The organism is Terriglobales bacterium (assembly GCA_035624455.1).
In the GTDB taxonomy this organism is placed as follows: domain Bacteria; phylum Acidobacteriota; class Terriglobia; order Terriglobales; family Acidobacteriaceae; genus DASPRM01.
In genome coordinates this window covers 1-25,635 of record DASPRM010000103.1, presented here as the reverse complement: position 1 = coordinate 25,635, position 25,635 = coordinate 1, and the positions used below count along the sequence as shown (strand labels likewise).

The 25,635-nt window shown below is 58.4% G+C and carries 26 protein-coding genes; 11 read left to right on the top strand and 15 right to left on the bottom strand.

The genetic code is table 11. From position 1 onward, the window contains the following. Window positions 1-155: 155 nt before the first annotated feature. Complete coding sequence (locus VEG30_11535) at window positions 156-785, top strand: thioredoxin domain-containing protein (protein ID HXZ80555.1); 630 nt, start codon at window positions 156-158, stop codon at window positions 783-785. A 141-nt stretch (window positions 786-926) separates the two neighbouring features. Here the strand turns inward: VEG30_11535 and VEG30_11530 are convergent, their stop codons facing one another. After that, window positions 927-1,187, bottom strand: coding sequence for a hypothetical protein (locus VEG30_11530; protein ID HXZ80554.1), 261 nt, complete (start codon window positions 1,185-1,187; stop codon window positions 927-929). Between the two features lie 36 nt (window positions 1,188-1,223). Then, on the bottom strand, window positions 1,224-1,454 hold the full coding sequence (locus tag VEG30_11525) for a carboxymuconolactone decarboxylase family protein (GenBank protein HXZ80553.1): 231 nt from the start codon (window positions 1,452-1,454) through the stop codon (window positions 1,224-1,226). A 152-nt stretch (window positions 1,455-1,606) separates the two neighbouring features. On the opposite strand from VEG30_11525, the gene trmFO reads away from it, so the two are divergent. After that, a complete protein-coding gene (trmFO, locus tag VEG30_11520; GenBank protein HXZ80552.1) occupies window positions 1,607-2,938 on the top strand; it encodes a methylenetetrahydrofolate--tRNA-(uracil(54)-C(5))-methyltransferase (FADH(2)-oxidizing) TrmFO in 1,332 nt (443 codons plus the stop codon). Window positions 2,939-3,130: 192 nt separating this feature from the next. Here the strand turns inward: trmFO and VEG30_11515 are convergent, their stop codons facing one another. From VEG30_11515 to tldD, 4 genes are all read right to left on the bottom strand, one after another. Further along, window positions 3,131-3,646 (bottom strand): hypothetical protein, encoded by a 516-nt coding sequence (locus VEG30_11515; GenBank protein ID HXZ80551.1) that lies wholly within the window; start codon window positions 3,644-3,646, stop codon window positions 3,131-3,133. Between the two features lie 90 nt (window positions 3,647-3,736). Then, the gene (locus tag VEG30_11510; protein ID HXZ80550.1) at window positions 3,737-5,098 is read right to left on the bottom strand and encodes a TldD/PmbA family protein; all 1,362 of its coding nucleotides are present in this window, start codon (window positions 5,096-5,098) and stop codon (window positions 3,737-3,739) included. 8 nt (window positions 5,099-5,106) lie between these two features. Beyond that, the gene (locus VEG30_11505) at window positions 5,107-5,676 is read right to left on the bottom strand and encodes an inorganic diphosphatase (protein HXZ80549.1); all 570 of its coding nucleotides are present in this window, start codon (window positions 5,674-5,676) and stop codon (window positions 5,107-5,109) included. 11 nt (window positions 5,677-5,687) lie between these two features. Further along, the gene (gene tldD / locus VEG30_11500) at window positions 5,688-7,124 is read right to left on the bottom strand and encodes a metalloprotease TldD (protein HXZ80548.1); all 1,437 of its coding nucleotides are present in this window, start codon (window positions 7,122-7,124) and stop codon (window positions 5,688-5,690) included. 204 nt (window positions 7,125-7,328) lie between these two features. Here tldD and VEG30_11495 point away from each other — a divergent pair, with 204 nt between their 5' ends. Next, the gene (locus VEG30_11495) at window positions 7,329-10,010 is read left to right on the top strand and encodes a PAS domain S-box protein (protein ID HXZ80547.1); all 2,682 of its coding nucleotides are present in this window, start codon (window positions 7,329-7,331) and stop codon (window positions 10,008-10,010) included. Between the two features lie 4 nt (window positions 10,011-10,014). On the opposite strand, the gene lipA is transcribed toward VEG30_11495, so the two are convergent. Next, window positions 10,015-10,941 carry a lipoyl synthase gene (lipA, locus tag VEG30_11490; protein ID HXZ80546.1) on the bottom strand — a complete coding sequence of 309 codons (927 nt, stop codon included), beginning with the start codon at window positions 10,939-10,941 and terminating at the stop codon, window positions 10,015-10,017. 306 nt (window positions 10,942-11,247) lie between these two features. Here lipA and VEG30_11485 point away from each other — a divergent pair, with 306 nt between their 5' ends. Continuing rightward, window positions 11,248-11,847 carry a DUF4440 domain-containing protein gene (locus VEG30_11485; protein ID HXZ80545.1) on the top strand — a complete coding sequence of 200 codons (600 nt, stop codon included), beginning with the start codon at window positions 11,248-11,250 and terminating at the stop codon, window positions 11,845-11,847. A gap of 15 nt (window positions 11,848-11,862) precedes the next feature. Here VEG30_11485 and VEG30_11480 read toward each other — a convergent pair whose 3' ends face one another. Continuing rightward, window positions 11,863-12,216, bottom strand: coding sequence for a cytochrome c (locus VEG30_11480; protein HXZ80544.1), 354 nt, complete (start codon window positions 12,214-12,216; stop codon window positions 11,863-11,865). A gap of 33 nt (window positions 12,217-12,249) precedes the next feature. On the opposite strand from VEG30_11480, the gene VEG30_11475 reads away from it, so the two are divergent. Both VEG30_11475 and VEG30_11470 read left to right on the top strand, forming a co-directional pair. Then, on the top strand, window positions 12,250-12,678 hold the full coding sequence (locus tag VEG30_11475) for a DUF488 family protein (GenBank protein HXZ80543.1): 429 nt from the start codon (window positions 12,250-12,252) through the stop codon (window positions 12,676-12,678). Between the two features lie 6 nt (window positions 12,679-12,684). Further along, window positions 12,685-13,545: a DUF3891 family protein gene (locus VEG30_11470; GenBank protein ID HXZ80542.1), complete on the top strand. Its 861-nt coding sequence runs from the start codon at window positions 12,685-12,687 to the stop codon at window positions 13,543-13,545. A 26-nt stretch (window positions 13,546-13,571) separates the two neighbouring features. On the opposite strand, the gene dacB is transcribed toward VEG30_11470, so the two are convergent. Beyond that, window positions 13,572-15,164: a D-alanyl-D-alanine carboxypeptidase/D-alanyl-D-alanine-endopeptidase gene (gene dacB, locus VEG30_11465; protein ID HXZ80541.1), complete on the bottom strand. Its 1,593-nt coding sequence runs from the start codon at window positions 15,162-15,164 to the stop codon at window positions 13,572-13,574. Between the two features lie 172 nt (window positions 15,165-15,336). Here dacB and folP point away from each other — a divergent pair, with 172 nt between their 5' ends. Continuing rightward, window positions 15,337-16,281, top strand: a complete 945-nt coding sequence (gene folP / locus VEG30_11460; GenBank protein HXZ80540.1) for a dihydropteroate synthase — start codon at window positions 15,337-15,339, stop codon at window positions 16,279-16,281. An 89-nt stretch (window positions 16,282-16,370) separates the two neighbouring features. Here the strand turns inward: folP and dtd are convergent, their stop codons facing one another. Next, window positions 16,371-16,823 carry a D-aminoacyl-tRNA deacylase gene (gene dtd / locus VEG30_11455; protein HXZ80539.1) on the bottom strand — a complete coding sequence of 151 codons (453 nt, stop codon included), beginning with the start codon at window positions 16,821-16,823 and terminating at the stop codon, window positions 16,371-16,373. A 92-nt stretch (window positions 16,824-16,915) separates the two neighbouring features. Then, a complete protein-coding gene (gene hemL, locus VEG30_11450) occupies window positions 16,916-18,214 on the bottom strand; it encodes a glutamate-1-semialdehyde 2,1-aminomutase (GenBank protein ID HXZ80538.1) in 1,299 nt (432 codons plus the stop codon). A gap of 491 nt (window positions 18,215-18,705) precedes the next feature. Between hemL and VEG30_11445 the strand changes: the two genes are divergently transcribed. Beyond that, complete coding sequence (locus VEG30_11445; protein ID HXZ80537.1) at window positions 18,706-19,971, top strand: carbohydrate porin; 1,266 nt, start codon at window positions 18,706-18,708, stop codon at window positions 19,969-19,971. A gap of 151 nt (window positions 19,972-20,122) precedes the next feature. Next, window positions 20,123-20,338: a hypothetical protein gene (locus VEG30_11440; GenBank protein ID HXZ80536.1), complete on the top strand. Its 216-nt coding sequence runs from the start codon at window positions 20,123-20,125 to the stop codon at window positions 20,336-20,338. A gap of 11 nt (window positions 20,339-20,349) precedes the next feature. Here VEG30_11440 and VEG30_11435 read toward each other — a convergent pair whose 3' ends face one another. After that, window positions 20,350-21,261: a deiodinase-like protein gene (locus tag VEG30_11435; protein HXZ80535.1), complete on the bottom strand. Its 912-nt coding sequence runs from the start codon at window positions 21,259-21,261 to the stop codon at window positions 20,350-20,352. A gap of 195 nt (window positions 21,262-21,456) precedes the next feature. On the opposite strand from VEG30_11435, the gene VEG30_11430 reads away from it, so the two are divergent. Continuing rightward, window positions 21,457-21,951, top strand: coding sequence for a redoxin domain-containing protein (locus VEG30_11430; protein HXZ80534.1), 495 nt, complete (start codon window positions 21,457-21,459; stop codon window positions 21,949-21,951). Window positions 21,952-22,056: 105 nt separating this feature from the next. Here VEG30_11430 and VEG30_11425 read toward each other — a convergent pair whose 3' ends face one another. Genes VEG30_11425 through VEG30_11415 form a run of 3 tightly spaced genes read right to left on the bottom strand, consistent with a single transcriptional unit; the run spans window position 22,057 to window position 24,830 of the window. Further along, window positions 22,057-22,533, bottom strand: a complete 477-nt coding sequence (locus VEG30_11425; protein HXZ80533.1) for a DinB family protein — start codon at window positions 22,531-22,533, stop codon at window positions 22,057-22,059. A 14-nt stretch (window positions 22,534-22,547) separates the two neighbouring features. Next, entirely contained in the window at window positions 22,548-24,476 is a 1,929-nt protein-coding gene (gene selB, locus VEG30_11420; GenBank protein HXZ80532.1) for a selenocysteine-specific translation elongation factor, read from the bottom strand. 51 nt (window positions 24,477-24,527) lie between these two features. Then, window positions 24,528-24,830, bottom strand: a complete 303-nt coding sequence (locus VEG30_11415) for a DUF962 domain-containing protein (GenBank protein HXZ80531.1) — start codon at window positions 24,828-24,830, stop codon at window positions 24,528-24,530. Between the two features lie 129 nt (window positions 24,831-24,959). On the opposite strand from VEG30_11415, the gene VEG30_11410 reads away from it, so the two are divergent. After that, a partial coding sequence (locus VEG30_11410) for an AIR synthase related protein (protein ID HXZ80530.1) occupies window positions 24,960-25,635 on the top strand: 676 nt, incomplete at its 3' end.

The following is a 25,635-nucleotide window of genomic DNA, read 5'->3' as shown; positions in this document are numbered from 1 at the left end:
TTGGAAACGTTTGCCCCACCCTTGCCGCCCTTTGGCGGAGGGTGGGACTGTTTGGCCCCCACATCGCCCTTCCTGGCACTTTCCGGTACTATGAGGGAAAGCAATGATCCCGGTGGACGTGCTGGTGGCGTCCTGTTGAGAGCGCATCCAGACTGATGAAAACTGTACGGTTCCGTCCTGTTCTTTTTCTCATCTTTTTGCTTTTGGCTGTGGTTAGCTCCCCACCCCTGCGGGCGCAGAATGCGGCGGTAGCGGCAACCCTGCTGCGGCCTCCCGCAGGAGCCAAGGTGGCGCTGGTGGAGTTTGCCGACCTGGAGTGTCCTGACTGTGGCCGGGCGGCGCCGCTGCTGGATCAGGCCGAAAAAACCTACAAGATTCCACTCGTGATATATGACTTCCCCCTGCCCCAGCATCAATGGGCATTCGACGCCTCGGTTTATGCCCACTATTTCCGCAGCAAGAGCACCAAGACCAACGATCTGGAACGCGCTTTCCGCCTGTACATCTACAGCAACCAGGCCCAGGTCACCAAAGACAAGCTGCGCAGTTTTGTCGAGAAGTTCGCGCAGGAGCACAAGATGAGTCTCCCCTTCGTGGTCGATCCGCAGGGCAAGCTAGCGGATGCGGTACGCGCCGACAAGGACAAGGGCACGGCGCTGGGAATTCAGCACACCCCGACCATCTATGTGGTCAGCAACAACCGCAGCGGGCCACCTTTTGTCGAAGTGGTGGACCGCAAGCAACTCTTCAATCTCATCGACGAGATGCAAAAAGAGGCGAAATAACTCCCGGTTGTCATCCCGAGCGGAGAGGATCGTTCGCCGCGCGAACGATCCCGCAGTCGAGGGATGTGCTTTTCTTATCCCTGCCTACGAACCCCGTGCCCGCTAGCTCTCGGACTAACTCTGACCGGTCGGCGAAAGCGCTTATATCTTCTCCGGCGGTGTTTCCAGCTCTGCTCCCAGGGGATCGGTGAAGCGGTTCGTAAGGTTAATCACGCCAATGAGCAAGTCCAGATCCACAATCTGCGGCTCGCTCAAATGCTTTTTTAACAATGCGATGTCTGCGTCACCAATTTCCCACGGCGTGCGAGTGAGCTTTTCGGCAAAGGCGAGAGCCGTCTTCTCTGCATCCGTAAAGCTCGAGGAAGAGGGATCCTTCAACGCCTGCCAGTCTTCCGGCGTCACGCCAGCTCGCTTCGACGAAGCAAGGTGATGCTGCAGTCAATAGTGGCAGCGGTTGAGCATGGAAACGCGTATGTAAACCAGCTCGTACAGGCGCCTCGGGAGGGTCTTGCCCGCGCTGGCGTAAAACGCCAGGAAAGCAGTCAGGGCCGCAGGCTGGTGAGCCATGATCTTGAAGATATTGCCTGGCTTTCCCCCCAGACGGTGCTCGTATATCTGTTGTACTTCAGGGCTGGCATTTTGCGGCTCGACATAGGAGATCCGGGACATAGATATCGATATCCTTTCTGGTTACTCGCGCCCCTGATGAGACTCGCAAGAGGTCGCCTGGGTCGCGGAAAATCTATCACTGAACTTCCACCTAAGTTCCGCTCCTAATCCTGTTCGTATAATAATCAAAACCATTCCACCGGAATTCTCGCATGAGCACCAGAGTGAAGGTCGTCGGCGCCGGACTAGCCGGATCAGAGGCAGCATGGCAGTGCGCCCGCCGAGGAGTTGCGGTCGATCTCTTCGAAATGCGGCCAGTGCGATCTACTCCGGCGCATCAGAGCGCTTACTTCGCTGAGCTGGTCTGCTCTAATTCCCTCAAATCCGACAGCCCTGATAGCGCGCCCTGGCTTTTGAAAGAAGAAATGCGCCTCGCGGACTCCGGGCTCATGCAGGTCGCGCTCGAGGCCCAGGTTCCCGCCGGACATGCCTTGGCGGTGGATCGCGATGCGTTTGCAAGAAAGGTCACCGCGGCGATCTCGAGCGAGCCGCTGATCCGCGTGCATCGCGAAGAGGTGACAAATATCGACGAGCACGCTGCCATCACCATCATCGCCACAGGCCCGCTAACCTCAGTTGCCCTTTCCGAGGAAATATCGCGCCTGTCCGGGCACTCTCATCTTTTCTTCTACGACTCCATCAGCCCGATCGTGGAAGCCGACTCCATCGACATGTCGCGCGTCTATCTGGCAGCGCGCTACGATAAAGGATCGGCGGACTACATCAACTGTCCCTTCACCAAGGACGAATACGACCGTTTTTACGATGCGCTGACGGCGGCCCAGGCGGTCGAGGGTCACACTTGGGAGAAGCTGAATTATTTTGAGAGCTGTCTGCCGATCGAAGAAATAGCGCGCCGTGGCCGCGACACACTCCGCTTCGGCCCGATGAAGCCGGTGGGCCTGAAGGATCCCCGCACCGGCAAGCCGCCATACGCGGCGGTGCAATTGCGGCAGGAGAACCTGCGAGCGGATTCCTACAACATCGTCGGTTTTCAGAATCACCTGAAATATGGCGAGCAGGCCCGTGTATTGCGTCTGATTCCGGGGCTGGAAAACGCCAGATTCCTGCGTTACGGGCAAATTCATCGCAACACATATATCAACTCACCGGCTCTCCTCACCGCGGCGCTGCAGATGAAGGCGCATCCGCGCGTGCTCTTTGCGGGGCAGATTTGCGGCGTCGAAGGCTATGTCGAATCCATTGCTACCGGGTTGATGGCTGGAGTGTACGCAACCATGCTCACCCAGGACTCCGAGCCAATCCCACCACCGCCTGTCAGCGCATTTGGATCCCTGGTTCATTACATAGCCAACGCCAACCCGAGGAATTTTCAGCCCGCCAACATTACCTTCGATCTCCTCCCGCCATTGGAGGAGAGAGTCCGCGACCGCAGCCACCGTCATCATCTGCAATGTGAGCGTGCGTTACAAGCCTTCGAGAATTGGTGGAAGCAGATTGCTGCGGTCGCACGCGCCGCCTGAGCAGAGCATTTGAAGTTTAGCCAGGCCGTCGTCATTACCGCGAGAATTCGAGCTTTTACCCCTGAGGCACCTTAATATTTGAATCTGTCATCCCGAGCGGGCCGGATCGTTCGCGGCGCAAGGATCCCGTAGTCGAGGGACCTGCTTTTTCTTGATTTACGACCGAAGCGTCTGCCCACCCACGCTCACTTTCTATTGTGTCGTGATCTTGATGAAGCGGATCTCCGGGATTCCCTGGTTCCAATCTGCAGAAATGTGCTCAAAGGTAAGTCGGAATTCACGGTTCGCGTTGGGAGTAAGCGGCTCGTCGGAAAGCGGAATTGTGTCGTTGTATCCCGGTCGCTCACGTAGCAGCCGCAGCGGTTGCGCCTCCCGCTGTACTACTTCGCCCAGCGAATTGCGGAAGACGACCTCAACCGTCGCGTCGACTACGCTTTTACCTCCCAAATTCGCAATCTTGCCTTCCAGGTAGGTCACTATGGCGCCAACGAAGTTATGCGCCTGGCTTAGCTTGAGATCGCTGACCTGCAACGTGGCCGCGTATGGAGCCTCGGGCACGGGGCCACTCGACTGTGCCGGCTTGCGGCTGAAAAAGAAAACGGCCCCAACGATGATCAGAAGGACGGCCGCGCCGATGGCGACAGGAATCCAGCGCCCGCCCTCTTCTTCAACCGGCGGCTTTAGGAACGGTCCGCCTAGTTCAGACATGATGATTGATTCTCGCGTGCATGAGCGAGGGCGTCAATTGAGTGAGTGGTGCAGCGCCTAACTCAACAAAAAGCGCACAATCGGCCGGCCTTACTCGCCCGCCACCATCAGGCCGTCAATCCGCAGCGTGGGAGACGCCACCGCGCCGCGAAATTCTAGGTCGCTGCCAATTTCGGAAATGTTATTCAGCATGCCTCGCAGATTTCCCGCTACCGTGATCTCTTCCACAGGATAAGTGAGTTCGCCGCCTCTGATCCACAATCCAGATGCCCCGCGGCTGAAATCACCGGTCACCAGGTTGACGCCGAATCCGAGAAACTCGGTGACATAGAGCCCGTCGGGAATGGCAGCGATCATCTGCTCGGGAGATACGGGCCCGGGCTGGAGAAAGAAATTGCCAACTCCGATGCCCGGGGTGCCTGCCAAACCCCGGGAAGCGTTTCCCGTGGTTTGCAAATGGAGCTTCTTCGCGGTGTAGGTATTCAGCAGATACGACTTGAGCACGCCCTTCTCGATCACCACCGTGCGGCGGGTAGGAACCCCTTCATCGTCAAATGGCGAGGTACCGAAGCCGCCTGGCATGGTGCCGTCATCGATAACGGTGACGTTTTCTCCGGCAACTTTAGTTCCCAGCTTTCCTGCCAGGAATGAGGCGCCGCGATATATCGAGTCGCCGTTTACTGCGTCTGCAATATTGTCGAGCAGCGAGCGCGCGACCAGCGGATCGAACACCACCGGCACCCGTGCGGTCTTCACTTTGCGGGCGCCCAGACGCCGCAAGGTGCGCTGTGCGGCAATCCGCCCCACCTCTTCCGGCGACTCCAATAACTTCAGCGAATGTGCTACTGAAAACCAGTAATCGCGTTGCATCGCGCCATTTTCGTCACGTGCCACCGGAACGGCGCTCACCGAGCAGTACGACCGGCGAAACTGGCCGACGAATCCGAGAGAATTGGCGAGCACCTTGTTGCCATCGGCCGCGTCAAAAGAACCGCCCTCCGAGTTCTGGATGCGCGGGTCGGCGGAGGTGGCTGACCTTTCCGCGCGGCGGGCGTAATCAATGCGCTCTTCCCCGGAAAGCGAATAAACATCTTCGTGGTAAAGGTCGAGATCGGCGCTGTGCGAGCCCAATAGCTCCGCATCGGGCAGCCCTGCAGCCGGGTCTTCGGAGGTGATGCGGGAGAGAGCCAGCGCCGAGTCCACCAACTGCTCCAGACCGGCTGGTGTGAGATCACTGCTGTAGGTGCTGGCTGCACGCTGATTGCGGAAGACACGCACTCCCATGATCCGCGCGCCCGATTCCTTCAGGGTCTCAACTTCGCCCATCCGCACCACGGTGGCAAATTCGTTGCCTTCTCGCACCACCGCCTCGGCGGCGCTGGCGCCACTATTCATGGCACGATTTACAACTTCGACAGCGATTTCCCTTAATTCCATAATTTCCATCGACATTGGATCCTTCAGTGCCGGACACGCTTTGCCAGCATTGGCTTGGGTTCAGCTGGCTTCTTCTGTTCGCGGAAGCGCTTAGAACACTCGACAATGACGTTGCGCGCAACTGGAGCGTCACGCCAGCCCTGCATTTGTGTGCGCTTGCCTTCCAGATCTTTGTAGATGGAGAAGAAATGCGAGACTTCCCGCATCACGTGCGGATAGATCTGCGTGTAATTATGCACTTCCTCGTAGCGTGGATTGTGACGAGGGATGGCCAGCACCTTTTCATCATTCACTCCCTGGTCCAGCATTTCCAGCAGCCCAATCGGGCGAACTTCGATCACGCATCCGCAGAAGCTTGGAATGTCGACCAGCACCAGCACATCGAGAGGATCGCCGTCGGCAGCCAGAGTCGAAGGAATAAAGCCGTAGTCTCCCAGGTAGTGAACCGGTGAATAGAGTTGGCGGTCCAGCCGGAAGACTTGCAGTTCCTTGTCGTACTCGTATTTATTCGATTCGCCCAGGGGGATCTCGATCACCGCATTGACCAGTTCCGGATGCTGGTCGCCGATGGGCAGGCGCAGGTAGTCAGTCATGGCGGCAGTCTCTACTCGCTTCGCGCCGTTCCGCCCACCGTGATGCGGTCGACTTTTAGAGTCGGGATGCCTACCCCCACCGGCACGGACTGGCCTTCCTTGCCGCAAGTACCCACACCTTCGTCCAGCTTCAGATCGCTACCCACCATGGACACGCGAGTAAGCACGTCCGGGCCATTGCCGATCAGAGTGCAGTTCTTAAGCGGAGCGCCAATCTTGCCATCTTCGATTAGATAGGCCTCTGAAGCTGAGAAGACGAACTTGCCGTTGGTGATGTCCACCTGTCCGCCGCCAAAATTAGCGGCATAAACGCCATGCTTCACCGAACGGATGATGTCATCGGGTGCGTCTTCACCCGCAAGCATGTAGGTGTTGGTCATGCGCGGCATGGGAATGTGTTCGTAGCTTTCGCGCCGCCCGTTACCCGTGTTGGGAATCTTCATCAGCCGGGAAGAGAGCTTGTCACTTAGATAGCCGCGCAGAATGCCCTTATCGATCAGCACCGTGCTGCTGGTTGGCGATCCTTCGTCGTCCACATTGAGGGAACCACGCCGCGAAGGAACCGTTCCGTTGTCCACCACCGTGCACTTGTCGCTCGCAACCCGTCGGCCAATCAGGCCCGTGAACGCTGATGTTCCTTTGCGGTTGAAGTCAGCCTCAAGCCCATGACCAATGGCTTCGTGCAAAAGGATGCCGGGCCAGCCCGGGCCCAGCACCACTTCCATTTCGCCGGCCGGCGCTTCACGCGCATCGAGTTGAATGATGGCCTGGCGCGCTGCCTCCTCGGCAAAAAATTCGGGAGTCTTTTCGCTTTGAAAATATTGCAGCTCGACACGCCCTCCGCCTCCGGACGCTCCCCGCGAAGACTGCCCTTTGGAGTCGCGGCCGATGCAGGTTACGCTTAAGCGCGCCAGCGGCTGAGAGTCCTCCGCGAAGCTCCCGTCGGAGGCCAGCACAAAAATGCGCCGCATCTCGTCGGCATAGAGGGCCCGAACTTCGCGTATGCGGGGATCATAGACACGAGCGGCACGATCGGCCCGCATCACCAGATCTACTTTTTCCTCGACTACCGCTTCCACTGACGGCAGGGTCACCGGGTAGAGATTACGATCCTCATTTTCCTTAAGACTGACGGTGGGTGATTTCGCAGGCCCGCTCGCAATCAATGCCGCAGTCCGGGCGGCGCGCAGGATTTTTTCAGGAGCCAGGTCGTCCGTATAAGCATAGCCGGTGCGCTCGCCGGAAATTACCCGCACACCGCAACCCGCCGATATTCCGCGCGACGCTGACTTCACCAGAGATTCATCCAGGCTGACCGAAGTTGTGGTCAGGTACTCAAAATACAGATCAGCGTAATCGCCGCCGGCTGAAAGTGCAGCCGCCAGATAACGCTCCAGGTCCGAAATCACCAGTCCGTAGTGATCGAAGAAAAATTTCGCTTTGTCCATGATGAATACCGATTAGATGCCCGGGCGCGCAGCCTTGATTCGAAGAGCACAAACGGCCCGTTGACGCAGCGTCAACAACATTATCCCACATCACGGCTCGATCTCCGCCGAGCAGAGATGAGCGGACAATGAGATTTCCTGTATGATGTTCCAACCAGCCGCGGCCCAGCCAAACGTCGTCAAGCCACTCGTGTTGTTGGGGACATGGAATACGCACAAAAATCTGGCGCTTTTCTGCAGCAGGAAGCAGAACCCTCGCCGCCTTCCGGCGTGCTCAGCCCCGAGGCCTTTCGGGCGGTATTTCAGAATGCCGCCATTGGAATCGCATTGGTAGCCGCCGACGGCGAGGTCTTGGGAGTTAATCCCGCGTTGCAGGAAATGCTGGGATATTCGCAGGAAGAACTGGTGCGCCTGGGTGTAGACGGCGTCACTCATCCGGACGATGTCTCCAAAGACGCGATCTTCTTTCAGCGTCTCATCCGCAGCGAGTGCAGAAGCTACACCATTGAGAAGCGCTACCGGCGCAAAGACGGCTCCATCATGTGGGGACGGCTCTCACTTTCCCTTGTGCCATCCGGGAAAGCAGAGAAACCGGTGGCCATCGGTATTTTGGAAGACATCACCGATCGCAAAGCAGTACGCGACGAGCTAAAGAGCCGCCAGGACCGCCTCTCGCTGGCCCTGGATGTAGCCGAAGCAACTGCCTGGGAGTGGAACGTCTCCAGCAGTGCTCTTACCGCTTACGGCGAACTGCCTGCTTTCGGAGGCCAGCCCCCGAGAAACTCGACCGAGTGGCACAACCGCATTTATCCCGAGGACTGGCAGAAGATGTTCCCCGTCATCCAGGATCGGATGAGAAATGGGGGAGAATATGAATTCGACTACCGCATCCACGGCACCGATGACAAACTCCACTGGCTCCACAGTAAGGCACGCGTATATGTCGACGAATCAGGACAATCGCGGGTGTTGGGCGTCACATCGGAAGTTACCCGCCGCAAAATGGCCGAGCAGAAATTGCAGCAGGCGCTGGACGAAGTCCGCAGAACCAGCGAGCGCCTGCAGCTTGCGCTAACCACCGCCAACGCTGCGACCTGGGATTGGGATGCCGCCACCGATGAACTCCTGTGGGACCAGGGCGGAGCCGAACTCTACGGGCGTCCCCTTTCCACCTTGAGCCCGCCCTCCGAATGGCGCAAGGCTGTTCACCCCGATGATCTGGAGCGAGTCAAGGCTGTCATCGCAGACGCATTGGCAACCCGCAGTGAATTCGAGACCGAATATCGCGTCATCTGGCCGGATGGCAGTGAGCATTGGCTGGTAATCCGCGGTCGCGTCCTCTGCGACTCCGAAGGTACGCCGCTGCGTATGACTGGCATCAACATGGACGTCACCGAGCGCAAGAAATCGGAAGAAAACCTGCGTGCGATCCAGGAGCGCTTTCGCCGAGCCCAGGCCGCCGCCAAAGTTGGTGCCTACGATTGGGATCTGCGGGCCAACGATGTGCACTGGTCGGCGGAGGTACCAACCCTCGAGAACCTCGCCTCACGTGGAACCTTCCAGGAATTGATGCAGCATGTTCATGTGGACGACCGCAGCCGGCTTCTGGCCACGGTTGAGCGCATGCTGAAGCACGAGAGCGAACAAACGGACGAAGTTCGGATCAACAGCCTCGACGACGAGGTTCGCTGGGTCCAGGTCACCGGCAAAGCGTTGCGCGACTCGCGCGGCATACCAATTCATGCGGTTGGCGTAGCCATGGATATCACCGAGCGCAAGCGTGCTGAAGAGGGCCTGCGGCGGCGGGAAAACGAACTGCGCCTGGTCATCGACGCGCTGCCCAGCCTGGTCGCCTATGTCGATCGCGATCAGCGCTACCGGTTCGCCAATCGAACCTATAGGCTGTGGATGGGCGAGGACCTGCAAGTCGAGGGCAGGGGCCTCATCGAGGTGCTGGGTCCCGAAGCTTACGAAGTGCTGCGGCCACACCGCGAAGAAGCTTTGCGGGGTCACATCTCCGAGTACGAAGGCTTGGTGCCCTTCCGGCATGGGGGCGATCGCTTTGTCCACAGTCTGTGCATTCCTGATCTCGGCGAGGAGGGCGAGGTGCGCGGCTATGTGACGTTTATCACCGATCTCACCGAGCGCAAGAAAGCCGAGCAGAGTTTGCGTAACGCTGAAAAACTGGCTGCTACCGGTCGCCTGGCAGCGACCATTGCCCACGAGATCAACAACCCGCTGGAAGCGATCATGAACCTGCTCTTCTTGGCCAGGAATGACTCCTCACTCAGCAAGACGGCGCAAGACTACCTGGTACAGGCCGAGCAGGAGCTGGCGAGAGCAGCGCAGATCACTCGCCAGACGCTCGGCTTCTATCGCGACGGCACCGCTCCGGAAAAATTGAAGGTCCGCGAAACCATCGACGACGTTCTCAGGCTCTACATGCGGAAGCTTTCCTCCAAGCGTATTCGCGTGGAAAAGCGCTACCAGGATGAAGGCGAAGTCACTGCTTTCGCCGGGGAAATACGGCAACTGTTCTCCAATTTGATCGCCAATGCCGTCGATGCCATGAACGAAGCTGGCACCCTAACCGTGAAGATCTCCAGGTGGAGTTCGCGTTCCGGAGCCGGCATACGTACCACCATCGCTGACACCGGCTCGGGAATTGAGCGCGAAAAAATGAAGAAGGTCTTCGAGCCATTCTTCACCACGAAAAAAGAAGTGGGAACGGGCCTTGGGCTCTGGCTCTGCAAGAACATCGCCGAAAAGCATGGCGGAAAAATATGGCTGAAGAGTAGCCGTCAGGGCCAGCGGATGGGAACCGCACTATCCGTATTTCTGCCCGTGACCCCGCCCGCGGCGGTGCTCTCTCGATTGTCTTCCTGATCTGTTACTGGAGTGGCAGGTTGGCACTGAGGCCAGTGGCGTCGGCTTGCTCGTGTGCGTGATAGCTGGATCGCACCAGCGGACCTGATTCCACATGGCGAAATCCGAGCTTCAGCGCTTCTTCTTTCAGCCAGCGGAATTCATCGGGTGTGTAGAAACGCGCAAGCGGCAGTTGATCTTTCGAAGGCCGCAGGTATTGCCCGATCGTCAGGATGTCCACCTTGCGCGACGCCAGGTCGCGGAAAACATCGATCAACTCTCCGCTTTCCTCCCCAATTCCCACCATCAGGCTGCTCTTGGTAACGGCTCCAGGATCAATCTGTTTCGCTCTCTCCAGCAGGTCCAGTGTGCGTTCATAACGTGCCCCTGAGCGCACCGCGCGATACAGCCGGGGCACAGTCTCGGTATTGTGATTGAGGATGTCCGGCCTTGCCTCCATCACGATGCGCAAGCACTCTTCGATGCCTTGAAAGTCGGGGATCAGCACCTCCACCCGGCATCCGGGCGCCTGTCGGCGGATTTCGCGAATGGTCTCCGCGAAGATCATCGCTCCGCCAACATTGTCGTCATCCCGATTTACACTGGTAACCACCGCGTGCTTAAGCCCCAGAATCGCCACTGCTTGGGCGACTCGCGCCGGTTCTTGCCAATCAATGGGTTCGGGCTTGCCCTTGGGGACGGCACAGAAACCACAACGCCGTGTGCACAAATCGCCCAGCAGCATGAAAGTTGCGGTTTTATGATTCCAGCATTCTCCGATGTTGGGACACTGCGCCGATTCGCAGACGGTGTGCAGCCCCAGTCCACGAGCCAGTTTCTTCAGCTCGTGATAGTTTTCTCCCATCGGAGCGCGGGCGCGAAGCCACTCGGGCTTGGGCGTACGCGGCCGGGGGCCGATCTCGATCTGCACCAGCTGCGACTGGGTGGACATGACAATGAGTTATTTTACGATGCGTGGGCCAATTACGGCCATGCCTTGGCCCGCATCTACTTCATTAGATAACCTGCTTGGGCAAAAGCAGCTCGCCCAAGGCTAGTTCGCAGCACTTGGAAGCTATCTCACAAATCGGTTTTGACAGGGCTCGGCTTCACAGGTTGCGGAAAAACTCGCTTCTCGCGAATGGTCTTGAAAGCGACGGCCTTCAGGCCGTCCGTAGAGATTGCAAAACTGGGCTTCAGTCCCTGAGGCACCATTCAGTTCACTATGAGGTAGCTTCTTACAACCCGAAGGAACTATATGCGACGATACAGCCTCATTCTACTTGCGCTACTGGTCGTGTTTTTCACTCTCGCCTCGGCTGTCATTGCCTGGCCACAGACCAAATCCTCGCGAGCGCCTGCTCCAAAGTCACGGCCACTGACGCAGGATCAGAAGGATGATCAGCGCGCGATCGAAATGCTCCATGAAAAAGACATCCGCTACAACGCCGCCGACGACCTCGACGGAATCTCTTCCTTGTGGACTGAGGACGTCGTGACCCTTCCCCCAAACGCAGCGCCGGTCGTAGGCCGGGAAGCCAGCCTGGAGTACTTCAAGAACAGCCGCAAACAGAATCCTACCGAGGAGATTCTCTCGTTCGACGAGCAGTGGAATGAAATTCGCATCTCCGGCGATTGGGCGTGGGAATGGGGCACAATCTCCAGCCGCGTGCGGCCAGCCTCGACTGAAAATCGTGAAGTCCAGCTCAACTACAAAGTGGTCCGAGTGCTGCAGCGGCAGCCGGATGGCTCCTGGCTGATCGCGCGAAGCATCTGGAACAATGCCGCACTGCAAGAGTCCAAGGCTGCCGCTCCCGAAGAAAAGAAACCCGCGCAGCCTCGAAGCCTCGATCGCTAGCTCAAGCCTTGCTGTTCACAGGGAATGCAGGTACGCGATCAGATCGTTCACTTGCGTGTCGCTAAGAGTGTGACCGAAACCCGGCATGGTCGCGCGTCCCATGGTGATGACATCGCGAACGCGCTCGTCGTTGGCGGGAGTCCCGCTGGGAAGGTATTGCTTGCGCAATATGCCAGTCAGCTCTGGACCTTGCTTGCCCTCGCGATGACAAAGCGCACAGTATTCCTGAAAGACTTCTTTTCCCCGGGCCTGTGCCGGGCCGAGCGGTACCTCACCTTTTCCCTGGTCTGACGACCTGCAGGCTGTCAAGCCGACCGCAATTGCTGCGGAAATGAGAGTTGCCGCGATGATGCCGGTGTAACGGGTCATGATTGGACTCTAAACGAGTAAAATATCAGACCGATGCCCGTCGCCCTCAAGCGCGCCTACGAGAAGCCGGCTCCGGCCGATGGGGTGCGTGTGCTGGTGGATCGACTCTGGCCGCGCGGCCTCAACAAGAGTGATGTTCGCATCAATGAATGGCTGAAGGATCTGGCGCCGTCGAATGAGTTGCGCCGCTGGTACCACGCGAATCCAGACCAGTTTGCTGCCTTCCGCAAAAAGTACCTTGACGAGCTCTCCGCCCCGGAGGCTACCCAGGCTTTGGAGCGTCTTTACGCACTTCTGCGGAGTGGAAAGACTCTGACTCTAGTATTTGCCTCTCGTAACAGCGAGCAAAATAACGCAACCGTCCTCAAGCAACTGCTGGAGGGCATGCGCAAGCCTCCGTCGAACACCGGACCGGTGAAAGCAGGAGCGGGACGCTCCCGGGCTCGCATGCAGAGTCGGTAGTGTGAGATGGTCATTCGCCCCGAACCTGACGCTCTCCGGGAATCGCCAATTCCGAACGGCTTCAGCCTTCCCAACGAATTCATTACTTCTCACAAAATCACAACCCATAGTTTCCTGCCCGCCTGGCAAGCGGTCGCCAGGCGACAAACGCTGGTTGCACCGTCTTATTGCCTGATTCGCCAGCCTGACCACGCCGCTCTCTCAGGGGAACTAGCGACTCAATTCCGTAGCGGCGGATTCCCGAATTTGACCGCGGACGCCATACAGGCAATCGGCCAGCACGACTCGGGTTGGTCAGCCTTTCCTTTCGAGGCAGCGCTGGATCTCGATCCGCCGGTCAGCGGCGCCGGCCATCCCATGAGCTTTCTCGAATTCGGTCCGGAGGACTTCCTGCAGGCGTGGAAAGGCTCCATCGACAATGCGGGGCGAATCTCGCCTCTTGCAGGACGAATGGTCAGCGGCCATTTCTACCGCTTAGGCCAGGGCCGGCTCGCGGCTCGGGTTGACAATGACCCCAACGCCAGGTGCCTGGAAGAATTTCTGGACTTCGAAAATTCACGGCAGCGGCGGCTCGAGCGCAACATTCCCCTCAGTGCCGCGGAAATCGAGGCTCTGGTAAACGTGCTTCAGTTCTGCGATGTCCTCTCGCTTTATCTTTGTTGCGGCGCCGAGGAAGCTGTGGAATTCCCGCAAACGCTGGCTGGCTGCAGAATTCAGCTGCAATTTGTGGATGGAGTTTTCCGCTTCAATCCCTCGCCATTCCACGAGGTAGTCAATCCGCAGTTGGTTCGCTCCAGCGTGTCCGCAACCCGCTATCCGCATCCCAGCGGCCCGGAGATCACGCGACTGAATTTCTCGTTATCTTGATAGTGCCGCGAGCATCTGATGAGCGACTATTTGCTCTTTTTGGGGCGATCGTCCACCATCACATCCACCAGTTGGTCGAGGGTCTCGAGCGCTCGCTTGTTGGGCAGGTTGTGGTTGTTGGCCATGATGGAGAATGCCAGCCGATCCCCGCTTAACGTCGTGACATAGCCGGCAAGCGAGTTTACATGACCAAGCGATCCGGTCTTGCCCTGCACCCGTCCTTGCGCGTTCGTGCCACGGAAGCGGTCTGCCAGCGAGCCATCTACTCCGGCGACCGGAAGTGTGTCTTCGAATTTCGCTCCCCAGGACTGCATATCGGCATAGCGCAGGAGCTTCACCATCGCATGGGGAGTGACCAGATTCTGCCGGGATAGTCCCGATCCATCGTAGAACACGTACTCTTCCGATCGTATGTCAGCCTGGGCAAGAAATCCCCGCAGCACTTCCAGTCCCGCTTCGATCGTCCCCGCATTACCTTTCTCTTTACCCAGCAGACGCAGCATAAGCTCGGCGTGCAGGTTTTGGCTCACCTTGTTTACCACACGCAGATCTTGCAGCACCGGCTGCGAGTCGTAACTGGCCAAGACCGCATGCGGAGTCGGCTGCGGCGTTCGCCGTACATCCTCGCCACCGCCTGCCGGCGCAGTCGTGGTCACGCTGAAAGTTGAGAGCGATGCCAATTCCGTGTGCTTCGTTCGCGCCCGGCCATTGATGACGATTCCACGGCGCTCTAGCAACTCGCGAAACATCTCCGCCGTGAACTCAGCCGGGTCCTCAATCGCGAGGGCTTCGTTTGCCCCAGGATCGTCGGCCGGAATGTTGCCCCACAACGTGAGCACGTTGGCCCCAGGTTCGCGCGTAATGTAAATTCGCCGCGGGCCCGTCGAGGGCGGCGTGGTCATAATGCGATTGTCCAGCCGGTAGTATCCAGATGCCGGACTTACGCTCACGAAAGCCTTGTCGCCGGGAAGATCAGCCGGCAGGATGCTCACGAACACCACATTGTCGTTCAGGGTTAGTGCCGAAACCGGAGCGCCCCACTCCCACACCATGTCGTCCTGCGCCCAGCCTTCCCCGTAGCGTTCGAAGGCAAAGTAGGAGTCGTCGCCGACCACGTCTCCATCGACGTACTTCACTCCCTTCTGGGTCAACTGATCGGCCAATTGCTCCAGCACCCACATGGGCGGTTGCTTGCGCTCGGTTCGCAGGTTGTAAGGCAGGGTGCGTCCGGAAAGGTTCGGATCACCGCGGCCCACCACGTACAGATCGCCGTTCAGACGCCCGTGCCGGTCTATCTGCCCATTCGTTTCGATGGTGGTACGGAACTTGTAGTCCGGGCCGATCAGCGCCAACACCGCTGCGGTAGTGAACAACTTGGTGTTGGAAGCTGGCGTGAACAGCTTCTCCCCATTCAGCGAGTACAGCAACTGATTCTTCTTGAGCGAAATAATCTCAATGCCCCAGAAGCCACGCGCCACATCCGGATCGGCAAGCACCTTGTCAATCCGGTCTGCCAGCGCAGAAGGGGAAGAGTTGACTTTCTTGTCCTTGGCGACAGCAAACAACGCCAAATGGAGGGTCAGAACTAGAGTGACCCGACGAAGAGCGGCACCGCGCATTCCGTACATGGAGGCGGACGCATTTTAGCATTTTCACATCACGGAAATGGAGATTCCTCGCCCAGTTTCAAAGAAGAGACCGCCATCATTGGGTGCGGCCGTCCTTCCCACGATTGAGTCTAGCGTTGCCTGGCGCAGATGGAATCTTTCCTGAGTTTAAAATCGATGTGCCATGCGTCCGCATTTTTGCTGGAACCTGGGAAATCGCAGTCTGGAACTAGGCGAACGGACCCTGGTTATGGGCATCGTGAACGTCACCCCGGACTCCTTTTCCGATGTCGGACAGCACCATGATCGCGCACGAGCCGTCGAGCACGCCCTGCGCTTGCTCGACGAAGGCGCCGACATCATTGATATCGGCGGTGAATCTACGCGCCCCGGTACCAGGGTAGAGACACCGGTCAATCGAGGCCGGCACGCAGTTCCATCACCTCCTCCCGATCCACAGCGAAAACCCGTAAGCCTGGAAGAGGAATTGAAACGGGTGATGCCGGTTATCACTGAACTTCGGCACTTGCGTCCGCATGCCGTCCTTTCCATCGATACCTACAAGGCTCCTGTGGCACAAACCGCTTTGGAATCCGGCGTCGACATCGTGAACGATGTTAGCGGCCTCCAGTGGGATCAGACGATGGCAGAAAAAATCGCCGGGCTGAATTGCGGCCTGGTCATGATGCACATGCGCGGATTGCCGGACAACTGGCGTCACCTGCCACCCCTTGACGACGTCTTGGGCACGGTGAAACGTGAGTTGGCTCAGTGCGTGTGTGCCGCGGAACGCGCTGGCATTGCGCGTGATCGCATCGTCATCGATCCCGGGATTGGGTTCGGCAAGAACTACGAACAGAACTATCCCCTGCTGGCACACCTCGACCAGTTACAGCAATTGGGCCTGCCCATCCTGGCTGCCACGTCGCGCAAATCGTTTGTGGGAAAAGCCATCGCTCACCGTCTGGCCAATGGCCAGCTCATGCCCTCGCCGAACGACCGCCTCTATGGCAGTCTCGCAGCCATGGTTATCACGATTCTCAAGGGGGCGCACATTGTCCGCGTGCACGACGTCAAACCTGCAGTGGAGGCGGCCGCGATGGCAGACGCAATCCTGCGCTCGGGATAACGACGAAACTGAAACGCACCCTCTGCGTCTCTTCTTAAGCTTTTTTGGGCCCTTCTGATCTGTGAAAATCCGTCCAATCCGTGGCTCTTTCAGAACAGCTTGCGCGAGTCCAGCAGGATCGTCACCGGGCCATCGTTGACCAGCTCCACCTGCATCATTTCCTGAAAGCGACCGGTTTCGCAGCGGACGCCGGCGGCGCGAATCTTATCCCCGAAGTACTCGTATAACCTGCGCGCTTGCTCAGGCGCACCAGCAGCGTCGAACGATGGCCGCTTCCCCCGCCTGACATCTCCAAACAGCGTGAATTGCGACACCACCAGCACTGCTCCGCGCGGAACGCTGGTGACCGGCAGGTTCATCTTCCCGCCCCCATCTTCAAAAACGCGCAGCCCCACGATCTTGTCTGCCAGATAGTCAGCATCAGCTTCCGTGTCTTCCTGCGCCACGCCCAGAAGCACAAGCAGTCCTGGTCCGATCGCGCCCACGGTTTCCGTGCCCACACGCACGGAGGCCCGGCTTACACGTTGAACAACAGCGCGCATAGGAAGAGTTAGCTTAGATTATTCACAGGTGCAGCAGGCCTTTCGCTCCACCCGAACCATGTCCTGCCGATGAATATTGCAAGCGAGGATCCTCACGCTGCCACCAGGGCGAACGCCTCTCGCGCGGCCGAAATGGTTTCGCGGACATTTTCCTCAGTGTGGGCAGCGCTCAGAAAGGCTGCTTCAAACTGCGAGGGCGGCAGATAGACGCCAGCATCCAGCATCGCGCGATGGAACTTGCCGAATGCCTGCGTGTCGCACTTAGCGGCAGAATCCCAATCGGTCACCGGCCCGCCAGCGAAAAACCAGGTGAACATCGAGCCCACGCGATTTGCGCTCACCCGAATTCCAGCCGATTGCGCTGCCTCCTGCACCATGGTCACTAGGGTCGCGCCCAGCCGCTCGAGCCGGCCATAGATTTCGCGGTGATCACGCAAATGCTTGAGCATGGCCATGCCTGCTGCCATCGCCAGCGGATTACCCGAGAGTGTCCCCGCCTGGTACACCGGGCCCAGCGGCGCAATCATGTCCATAATTTCAGCCGGACCCGCGTACGCCCCCACCGGCAGCCCTCCGCCGATCACCTTCCCCAGCGTTACCAGATCAGGCCGGGTCCCATAGAGCTCAGTTGCTCCGCCGTAAGCCAGCCGGAAGCCCGTCATGACTTCGTCGAAAATTAGAAGCGAATTTTCTCGTGAAGTCAGATAACGCAGCCCATCCAGGTATCCTTTGGCCGGAGGGACGCAACCCATATTGCCGACCACCGGTTCAACGATCACGCACGCAATCTGATCGCGGTAGCGGCGGAATGCTTCTTCCACCGCATTCAAATTGTTGTAGGGCAGCGCCAGGGTGAATTGAACGAATTCCTCCGGCACTCCGGCAGAGCCCGGAATGCCCAGCGTTGCCACTCCCGAACCAGCTTTGACCAGCAGGGCATCGCTGTGTCCGTGATAGCAGCCTTCAAATTTGATGATGTACTTGCGATGCGTGTATCCGCGGGCCAGCCGGATCGCCGACATGGTGGCCTCGGTGCCCGAATTCACGAATCGAACTTTCTCCATGGCGGGGTAAGCTTCGAGCACGGCCTCGGCCAGATCGATTTCTGCCGGAGTCGAAGCGCCAAAGCTGGTCCCCCGGCGGGCAGCTTCCTCCACCGCCTGAACCACCGGCGCAAAAGCATGACCCAGCAGCAACGGCCCCCAGGAAAGGACATAATCAATGTACTGATTGCCATCAGCGTCGAAGATCTGGGAACCTTCGCCCCGCACTACAAACGGCGGATCGCCACCGACCGCGCGAAAGGCACGCACCGGCGAATCCACGCCGCCGGGAATCACCTTCTCGGCACGCTTTTGCAACTCTAGCGATTGATTCGTGTTTCGTGGCATGCCAGTAGCCGTTTGTCTGTGGGTGCGCAGTAAGTTTACCAATCCGAGCAAATCACCGGTTGTGAGGACGCTCACGCGAAGTCCGAGCGTTGCAGAAACGCGCTCTAGCTGTAGCTCTTCACGGAAATGCAACAATGATATGGCATAAAGAAAGATTTACTTGAGCGGCGCTTGCCCGATCATCGTTGTGGCAAGCAATGGCTGGCAGGCCGCGCGAGCGGCGCCCTTCATCACGCGACACTGTGGGCGGAACCGCGGTGCCGGTTGGGGTCAGGCCCGGATCCTTGGCCAAAGCGAAAATGAATTTCAATTTCAAATCTGCACGTCGTTGTCTCCTCCTCTGCGGCCCAGCCCTCATCTTTCTTATCTTTGCTCTTCTCGCCGGTGCTCTCCCCCTGCATTCACAAGACTCCGAGCAACACAAGGATCAGAAGCAAGATCAGCCGCAAGATCAAGATCAATCCCAGCCTTCCGACGCTGAGGCCAGCACCATGTTTCCCCACAATCCGAGCAGCCGGTTCTGGCTCTCCGGACAGGCGAACTTCATCTTCCAGACCCATCCCCCCTTCGACGCCAAATACAGTGGCCCGAACAGTCTGCACAACACCTACGAAAAAGCCACCTCGCGTGTTCTCACCCTCTACACCGGGGTGCGACTGAACAGTTCTGCTGAACTGCTGTTCGACATCGAGGAATCCGGGGGCCAGGGTCTCAGCAATGCCCTCGGCATGGCCGGCTTCACCAATCTCGACGTGGTTCGCAATCCCACCATAGGGCAGGCTCCATACATAGCCCGCGGGATTTTCCACTACGTCTTCGCGCTTAGTGAGGAGAGAGTGGAGGTAGATCGCAATCCCCTCTCCGGATTCGCCGAACTGCCGCTTAGGCGGGTGGAAATCCGCTTTGGCAAGTTCTCGACCGCGGATTTTTTTGACCTCAACTCGGTGGGCACCGACAGCCACTTCCAGTTCATGAACTGGACCATAGACAACAACGGAGCCTACGATTATGCGGCCGACACTCGTGGCTACACCATCGGTCTCATTGCTGAATACCAGAACCCGCGGTGGGGCTTTCGCTTTGGCGAACTGCTCCTGCCCAAGCTGGCCAATGGCATCGACCTGCAATGGAATCTTCGCAAAGCACACGCCGAGAATTTCGAATTCGAACTTCGCAAGCAGTTCCTGCCCCACCTGGACGGCATCATTCGCATCCTCTCCTACATCAACACCGCGAACATGGGCATCTACCGGGTGCAGAACCAGCGCTTCCTGGATGGCCTTGATCCCACTCCCGACATCACCAACCATCCCCCCCAGACCACCCGCAAATACGGTTTCGGTTTCAACTTTGAACAGTCGCTCAATTCGTGGATAAGAGGGTTCGGCAGATTTGGCTGGAACAACGGCAAGACCGAATCGTTCGCCTACACGGAGGTGGACCAGACTGTGCTATTCGGCGTTGGATTTGCCGGTTCGCGCTGGAAACGTCGGCTGGACCGTGCTGGAGTCGCCTTCGTTTCCAACGGAATCTGCCATGACCACAGCCAATACCTGGCCCTGGGTGGCCTCGGCTTCATCCTGGGTGATGGCGCCCTGACCTACGGACGCGAGAAGATCCTGGAGAGCTACTACACGGCTCATGTCTGGCGCGGCATTTACCTCGGCCCAGCTGTGCAATACGCAACCAATCCCGGCTACAACAAAGACCGCGGGCCAGTCGTAGTCCCTGGATTCCGCCTGCATCTGGAATTCTGAGGTATCGTCGCAAAAAGGCTTTAGCCCACCCTTTTGAACCTTCACCCGCTGGGTTACCTCGATTGGCTTGTTACTTCGGTGATATTGCCCGCATTGGCCCTTCGGCCCGATTATGCCCCTGTACCCCGGGATGAGGATGATGAACAACCCCATGACAGCCCTGGCCGCCGCCGCGGACGCGATGACCGACAGCTCGCGTTTGTTCCACTACCTCAGCGTGGCCTGGACCCTGACCAACGCCGCTGTCTGGGTAGTCGTTGGAGTTTCCACCGTCTCGTTTACGCTGGCTAACCTGGGATTAAGCACCATCAGCGAGGCGATGGCCCCGATCCGGGTATCGAACGACCCGAACCCGCCGCAGCTGTAATCAGCTGCCTGCTAAATTCCAACCGCATAACCGCCATTGGAGTCATCCGGCGAGCCTTCTCGCGCATAGCGGTAGGGATCATGCGACTGACGCTGCCATGCTTCGCGCAGCCGGAAACCGGCAAACAGTCCGGCCGCGATCACCCCGGCAGCTAAGGCTGCGCCGGCAATCACCCGCTCTGGATGCATGGCGATCGGTCCCACTACCCGGCTGGTCGTGTCCGCGAGACGCCCGGGACGGCCCATCTGCTCGCGAAAGTTTTCTACTGCTCTCTCGCCCCCGCGCTTCAATGCCCGATGCGTGTGCACGACCGCCTTGGCGGCTGGCATTCTCGTGTCCTCGCCGTCGTGCACCACCGCCTGCTCAGTGCCGCTATCCAGTAATTCTTCGAGCGCGTCGGCGATTATGTCGGCTTGCGTCCACAGACAGCGGAAAGCAACGTGTCCTGATCTATCGATCAAATAAGTGGGATTGGCAGCCTTGCCGTACATACGATGGATGCGGCCGTGCAGCGTATCCACCACGATCGGGATGTCGACTTCCTCCTCCTCCCTGAACAGCTCAGCCGCACGCACTTTTTCCTTGAAAGACTGGTGCGCGGGCAACCTTTCTCCAGGATGAGCCTCACGGATATACACGAACAGGAATGCCACCTCGTTGCTGTCCTTGTACTCCTCGTAAAGCTCATTCAGCGGACCGATGGCGGCTGTAGTGAAAGGGCAAGTTGCCGATCCGAAGCTCAGAACAGCGTTCTTCTCACCGCGAAAATCACGCAGTTCGATCTTTTCACCATCGAGGTTATAGGCTTCGAAGTCTGGGGCGGGATCGCCAGGCTCGGGCCCGCCCGAGAACCTCGCCAAGTCCTTCTTAGACATCAGTTCGCTGCTGAAAGTATCATAGTTATAGCGTCGCAAGCCGAACATCGAAACCTCCCAGCATTACCAGCCGCGAGTAGCCCGGGGGACAAACTGGCGTGCCTTGGTGACTATTGTAGCCCTCCACTGAGATGCATTTTGCCGTCGTCCCGCCCAACTTGTTACACCCAAGTCCGCCATTTAGAATCAAATACAGTGGATGTGGGCTGTTAATTCAGCTTCATAACGTGAGCGGAGGAACCTATGGCCATAAAAGTAGGAGATCCGGCCCCCGACTTTACTCTTCCCGCAGTTATAGGAAACCAGAAAACCAACATTACCCTCAGCGGGTATCGCGGCAAAAAGAATGTCGTCATTGCTTTTTACCCTGCCGCCTGGACCCCGGTCTGTGGCGCGCAAATGCCTTCCTATCAGGCTGATCAGGACAAATTCGCCCGCTACGACGCGCAGGTCCTTGGGATCAGCGCCGATACCATTCCCAGCCACATCGCCTGGCAGAAGAAAGAAATTGGCATGATGGACTATCCGCTGCTCAGCGATTTCTATCCTCACGGCGAAGTCGCGAAGAAATTTAGTGTTTTTCGTGAAGGCGAGCCCATTCCGGGAATCAATGAGCGGGCGGTCTTCGTGGTCGATAAGCAGGGAAAGATCGCTTTTGCCAAGGTCTACCGGCTGGATCAGCAGCCTGACAATGCAGAAGTCTTCGAGGCACTGGAAAAGCTGAATCACTCGAGATAACAGCTCCGGGCGTTCGCAGCTTGCTGTGACGCTCGGGCCGGGGTGGTTTGCCTGGGGCACTGGACTCAATTAATCCTCATGGCATCGAGCCAAAGGCGCGAAATCTCACGCGGTGCGCGCCGGGGGAATTTCCATCTCGAAATCGTCCACGCGAACGCCCATGTGTTCCAGGTGATGCAGCGCGTGCTGAACGTAATCGGTGAATAGGAATTCCAGGGTCATTTGCGAGCCTTCGAGCACGCATCGCCGCTGCCACGCCGTACTCGGTGTTCCTTCGGCCCCCATCAGGAAGTGCTGGTTTAATAGCTGCCAGGTCTCGATGAGCTGGTCCCACGAGCGATCCTGATAGTGGTGCGCCCGTACCCAAAGCGGGCCATCATAGCCTGGCAACTGCGGCGCGTCTTCGGTCTGGACGCGCATCAGTCGCACGTGGTTCATTACCGCGGAATCCAGCAAGTGACCGAGTTCTTCTCTCCGAGACCACCCGTCCGGACCACTGCGCGTGCCGCTGTCCCCGGAAAGTGAACGCAGCCGCTCTGGAACCTTCTTCACCATGTCGCGAAGAATCTCGATTGCCTGCATGTTTCCTCCCTCTGCTACAGAATCACTCGTTCATCGCCAACTCTCTTGGTGACGCGTTCCCGATCCAGATATTCGAGCAACGGAATCGCATATTTGCGCGTCTGTCCGATCAGATCCTTAAAGGTTGCCACATCGATCTTGACCGATTTCGACTTGTAGGTTGCCATCATTTTACGCAGCTCCTCGAGCGCTGAGTGGTGGAAAACCAGTTCGTCGGAAACCTTCACCAGCACGCGGTCGCGCAGCAGAAGGGTCACAATCTTCTGCGCCCGCATTTTATCGACCGGCAATCCCGCCATTACATCCTTGAGCGCGGGAACCCGCAAACCTGCACTCGCGAAGGCCTGCTCGATGGTTCTTTTTGCTTCCGCCTCTTCATCTTTCATTGCCACGCCACGGCCGGCTTCGCGAACGAGCTCTCCCACGACCTCGAGCTTCTTTTGCTTGACCTGGTGGTCCAGCGCGCCCGCGAACACGTCAGCCGGCAGTTGCAGCCTCTCGCGCAGCTCCTGCTTGCTGATGCCCTCAACCAGCCGGTTCTGGTCGTGAAAGGCAGAAACCGCCGCCATCATTTCCTTCGTTGCTCGATCGAATGCATTCTGCGAAAGCAGCACACTGCCAGTGCGCACGAGCTTCAGCTCCGGAGCAGCTTTAGGAGAGACCAGCGCCGACGCCGTGCTCGCAACAATCGAGGGTGGCCATCCCGTCTCCCCGATGATGTCCGCCAGCGGCAATCCTTGAGTGCCCCGGCGCGCCACCCGCGCTGCGAGCACTTGCTCCCGCGAGCCCTTCATCAGCAAATCCAGTGATCCGCCTGCTGGATCGACCAAGGCTTTGCGGCGTCCGCCTTTCAGAGGCGACCCGTCGACAACCACGCCGCCGCCGATCGTCACTACCGGAGAAAACTGACGCAGGATGAAATGGTCGCCAGGCAATAGCATCACCGGCTCTTCCAGCCGCAATTGCACGAAGCCACTCTCCCCGGGTTGCATCGGCTGATTGGAATAGAGCACGACCGTGGCAATGGTCTCGCTGGTGTACGCGTGCAGGTGAACGCGCGCGCGATTGCGAAGAGGCTTGCCAGAGGGCAATAACGAGAGCGACACGTCCAGCCGGCGGGTAGTGTGAAACAGGCCCGGTACTGCCAGGGTCATGCCTCGCGCGAGCTCTTCGACAGACGCTCCGATCAGGTTCAGTGCGGTGCGCTCCCCAGCGATAGCCTCCGCGGCCGCCTGACCGTGCACCTGTACCCCGCGGACGCGAACGCGCCGCCCGGAAGGAAACACTTCCAGCTCTTCATCCTTCTTCACCGTGCCGGCGATCAGGGTTCCCGTCACCACCGTCCCAAATCCCTTCATGGTGAACACGCGATCGATCGGAAGCCGCGGCAGGGCGGTGGAGTCCTTGGCCGGCACCTCCAGCGCTGCCTTCGCCAGTTCACGTTTCAGATCTTCCAGCCCGGCGCCAGTCAGGGAGCTGACGGCCACCATGAGCGAGTATGCAGGGTCAAGAAAGGAGCCTCGCAGGAACTCCTCCAGCTCCAGGCGGACCACGTCAAGAGTGTCGCGATCCACCGTATCCGCTTTTGTGATCACGGTGATTCCGCGTTGTACCGCCAACAAACGGCAGATGTCGAAGTGCTCGACGGTCTGCGGCTTGATCCCCTCATCAGCCGCAACCACCAGCAGCACCACATCGATCCCCCCGACTCCCGCCAGCATGTTGCGCACGAAACGCTCGTGGCCGGGAACATCTACAAACCCCAAACGCAAAGATTCGCCGTTCTCGGCTTTCAGCTCAAGATGGGCAAAGCCGATATCGATGGTGATTCCCCGCCGCTTTTCCTCTTCCAGGCGATCGGCATCGATCCCCGTCAGCGCCTTGACCAGCGCGGTCTTGCCGTGATCGATATGTCCGGCAGTCCCTACGATGACGGACTTCATAGGTATCGGGTAAGCGTTACTTGATTCGATTGTAATCGGAACGTTAGAAGATCACGCACGGCCACGGATCTTGGCAAACCACCATCGCAAGCCAACGAAGAGGAATCGCCAGTCGTGGAAGAATTCCGGCTCCTTGCGCTCGAAGGCGTGCCCGATAAACTGCAGGGCCCAGCCGATCACGAACAGGGCGATGGCGTATCGCAGTATCGAATGCGCGAAAATGCTGGCCACGAACAGTGCCAGCGAGATCACGATGGTGGGAATGCCAAAGGTGTGACAGACACGATTGACCGGATGTTGATGGCTGGCAGCGTACTGCGCGATCCACTGCTCGCTTGTTCGCCCGCCCGGCATAGCGCTCCATCATATACCCGAAGATATACCCGAAATGCCCAATCCTGGTGCATCCCAGGCAGACTCAAACATGCGAAAATAAAAGTGTCGCCACGGCGCCCCTCTGGGTTATCGTGCCATCCAAAATTCATGCCCAACGTTGAAATCGCGCCTGCTATCTCTCCCGGGGTCATCCGCGACCACGGCCTGACAGATGACGAGTACCAGAAAATCGTTCACCTGCTGGGACGCGAGCCCTCCCTCACCGAGCTCGGCATCTTCAGCGTGATGTGGAGCGAACATTGCTCCTACAAGTCCTCACGCGTCCATCTGAAGCGCCTGCCAACACGTAGCCGCCGCGTAATCCAGGGCCCGGGAGAAAATGCCGGCATCATCGACATCGGAGACGGCTGGGCCTGTGCCTTCAAGATTGAGTCGCACAATCACCCCTCGTTTATCGAGCCTTTCCAGGGTGCGGCGACGGGTGTTGGCGGCATTCTGCGCGACATCTTCACTATGGGCGCGCATCCCGTTGCCGTAATGGATTCGTTGCACTTTGGTCCGATCACCAGCCGCGCGAATACCAGGGCCCGCGCGGATCAGCAGACCATCCATCGCAATCACCGCATTCTGGAAGGCGTGGTCAGCGGAATCGCCAATTACGGCAACTGCTTTGGCGTACCCAACCTGGGCGGCGAAACCAAGTTTGAAGACTGCTATTCGCAGAATCCGTTAGTCAATGCGTTCGCTCTTGGCCTTGTCCAGCGCGACAGGATTTTCTATGCCCGCGCAGCCGGCGAAGGAAACCCGGTCATCTACGTTGGGG

What these genes read in the sequence shown, in the direction of transcription:
- VEG30_11535 (HXZ80555.1), top strand. Translation starts at nt 156, where the DNA reads ATGAAAACTGTACGGTTCCGTCCTGTTCTTTTTCTCATCTTTTTGCTT.
- VEG30_11525 (HXZ80553.1), bottom strand. Translation starts at nt 1,454, where the DNA reads ATGTCCCGGATCTCCTATGTCGAGCCGCAAAATGCCAGCCCTGAAGTA.
- trmFO (HXZ80552.1), top strand. Translation starts at nt 1,607, where the DNA reads ATGAGCACCAGAGTGAAGGTCGTCGGCGCCGGACTAGCCGGATCAGAG.
- VEG30_11515 (HXZ80551.1), bottom strand. Translation starts at nt 3,646, where the DNA reads ATGTCTGAACTAGGCGGACCGTTCCTAAAGCCGCCGGTTGAAGAAGAG.
- VEG30_11510 (HXZ80550.1), bottom strand. Translation starts at nt 5,098, where the DNA reads ATGTCGATGGAAATTATGGAATTAAGGGAAATCGCTGTCGAAGTTGTA.
- VEG30_11505 (HXZ80549.1), bottom strand. Translation starts at nt 5,676, where the DNA reads ATGACTGACTACCTGCGCCTGCCCATCGGCGACCAGCATCCGGAACTG.
- tldD (HXZ80548.1), bottom strand. Translation starts at nt 7,124, where the DNA reads ATGGACAAAGCGAAATTTTTCTTCGATCACTACGGACTGGTGATTTCG.
- VEG30_11495 (HXZ80547.1), top strand. Translation starts at nt 7,329, where the DNA reads ATGGAATACGCACAAAAATCTGGCGCTTTTCTGCAGCAGGAAGCAGAA.
- lipA (HXZ80546.1), bottom strand. Translation starts at nt 10,941, where the DNA reads ATGTCCACCCAGTCGCAGCTGGTGCAGATCGAGATCGGCCCCCGGCCG.
- VEG30_11485 (HXZ80545.1), top strand. Translation starts at nt 11,248, where the DNA reads ATGCGACGATACAGCCTCATTCTACTTGCGCTACTGGTCGTGTTTTTC.
- VEG30_11480 (HXZ80544.1), bottom strand. Translation starts at nt 12,216, where the DNA reads ATGACCCGTTACACCGGCATCATCGCGGCAACTCTCATTTCCGCAGCA.
- VEG30_11475 (HXZ80543.1), top strand. Translation starts at nt 12,250, where the DNA reads ATGCCCGTCGCCCTCAAGCGCGCCTACGAGAAGCCGGCTCCGGCCGAT.
- VEG30_11470 (HXZ80542.1), top strand. Translation starts at nt 12,685, where the DNA reads ATGGTCATTCGCCCCGAACCTGACGCTCTCCGGGAATCGCCAATTCCG.
- dacB (HXZ80541.1), bottom strand. Translation starts at nt 15,164, where the DNA reads ATGCGCGGTGCCGCTCTTCGTCGGGTCACTCTAGTTCTGACCCTCCAT.
- folP (HXZ80540.1), top strand. Translation starts at nt 15,337, where the DNA reads ATGCGTCCGCATTTTTGCTGGAACCTGGGAAATCGCAGTCTGGAACTA.
- dtd (HXZ80539.1), bottom strand. Translation starts at nt 16,823, where the DNA reads ATGCGCGCTGTTGTTCAACGTGTAAGCCGGGCCTCCGTGCGTGTGGGC.
- hemL (HXZ80538.1), bottom strand. Translation starts at nt 18,214, where the DNA reads ATGCCACGAAACACGAATCAATCGCTAGAGTTGCAAAAGCGTGCCGAG.
- VEG30_11445 (HXZ80537.1), top strand. Translation starts at nt 18,706, where the DNA reads ATGTTTCCCCACAATCCGAGCAGCCGGTTCTGGCTCTCCGGACAGGCG.
- VEG30_11440 (HXZ80536.1), top strand. Translation starts at nt 20,123, where the DNA reads ATGACAGCCCTGGCCGCCGCCGCGGACGCGATGACCGACAGCTCGCGT.
- VEG30_11435 (HXZ80535.1), bottom strand. Translation starts at nt 21,261, where the DNA reads ATGTTCGGCTTGCGACGCTATAACTATGATACTTTCAGCAGCGAACTG.
- VEG30_11430 (HXZ80534.1), top strand. Translation starts at nt 21,457, where the DNA reads ATGGCCATAAAAGTAGGAGATCCGGCCCCCGACTTTACTCTTCCCGCA.
- VEG30_11425 (HXZ80533.1), bottom strand. Translation starts at nt 22,533, where the DNA reads ATGCAGGCAATCGAGATTCTTCGCGACATGGTGAAGAAGGTTCCAGAG.
- selB (HXZ80532.1), bottom strand. Translation starts at nt 24,476, where the DNA reads ATGAAGTCCGTCATCGTAGGGACTGCCGGACATATCGATCACGGCAAG.
- VEG30_11415 (HXZ80531.1), bottom strand. Translation starts at nt 24,830, where the DNA reads ATGCCGGGCGGGCGAACAAGCGAGCAGTGGATCGCGCAGTACGCTGCC.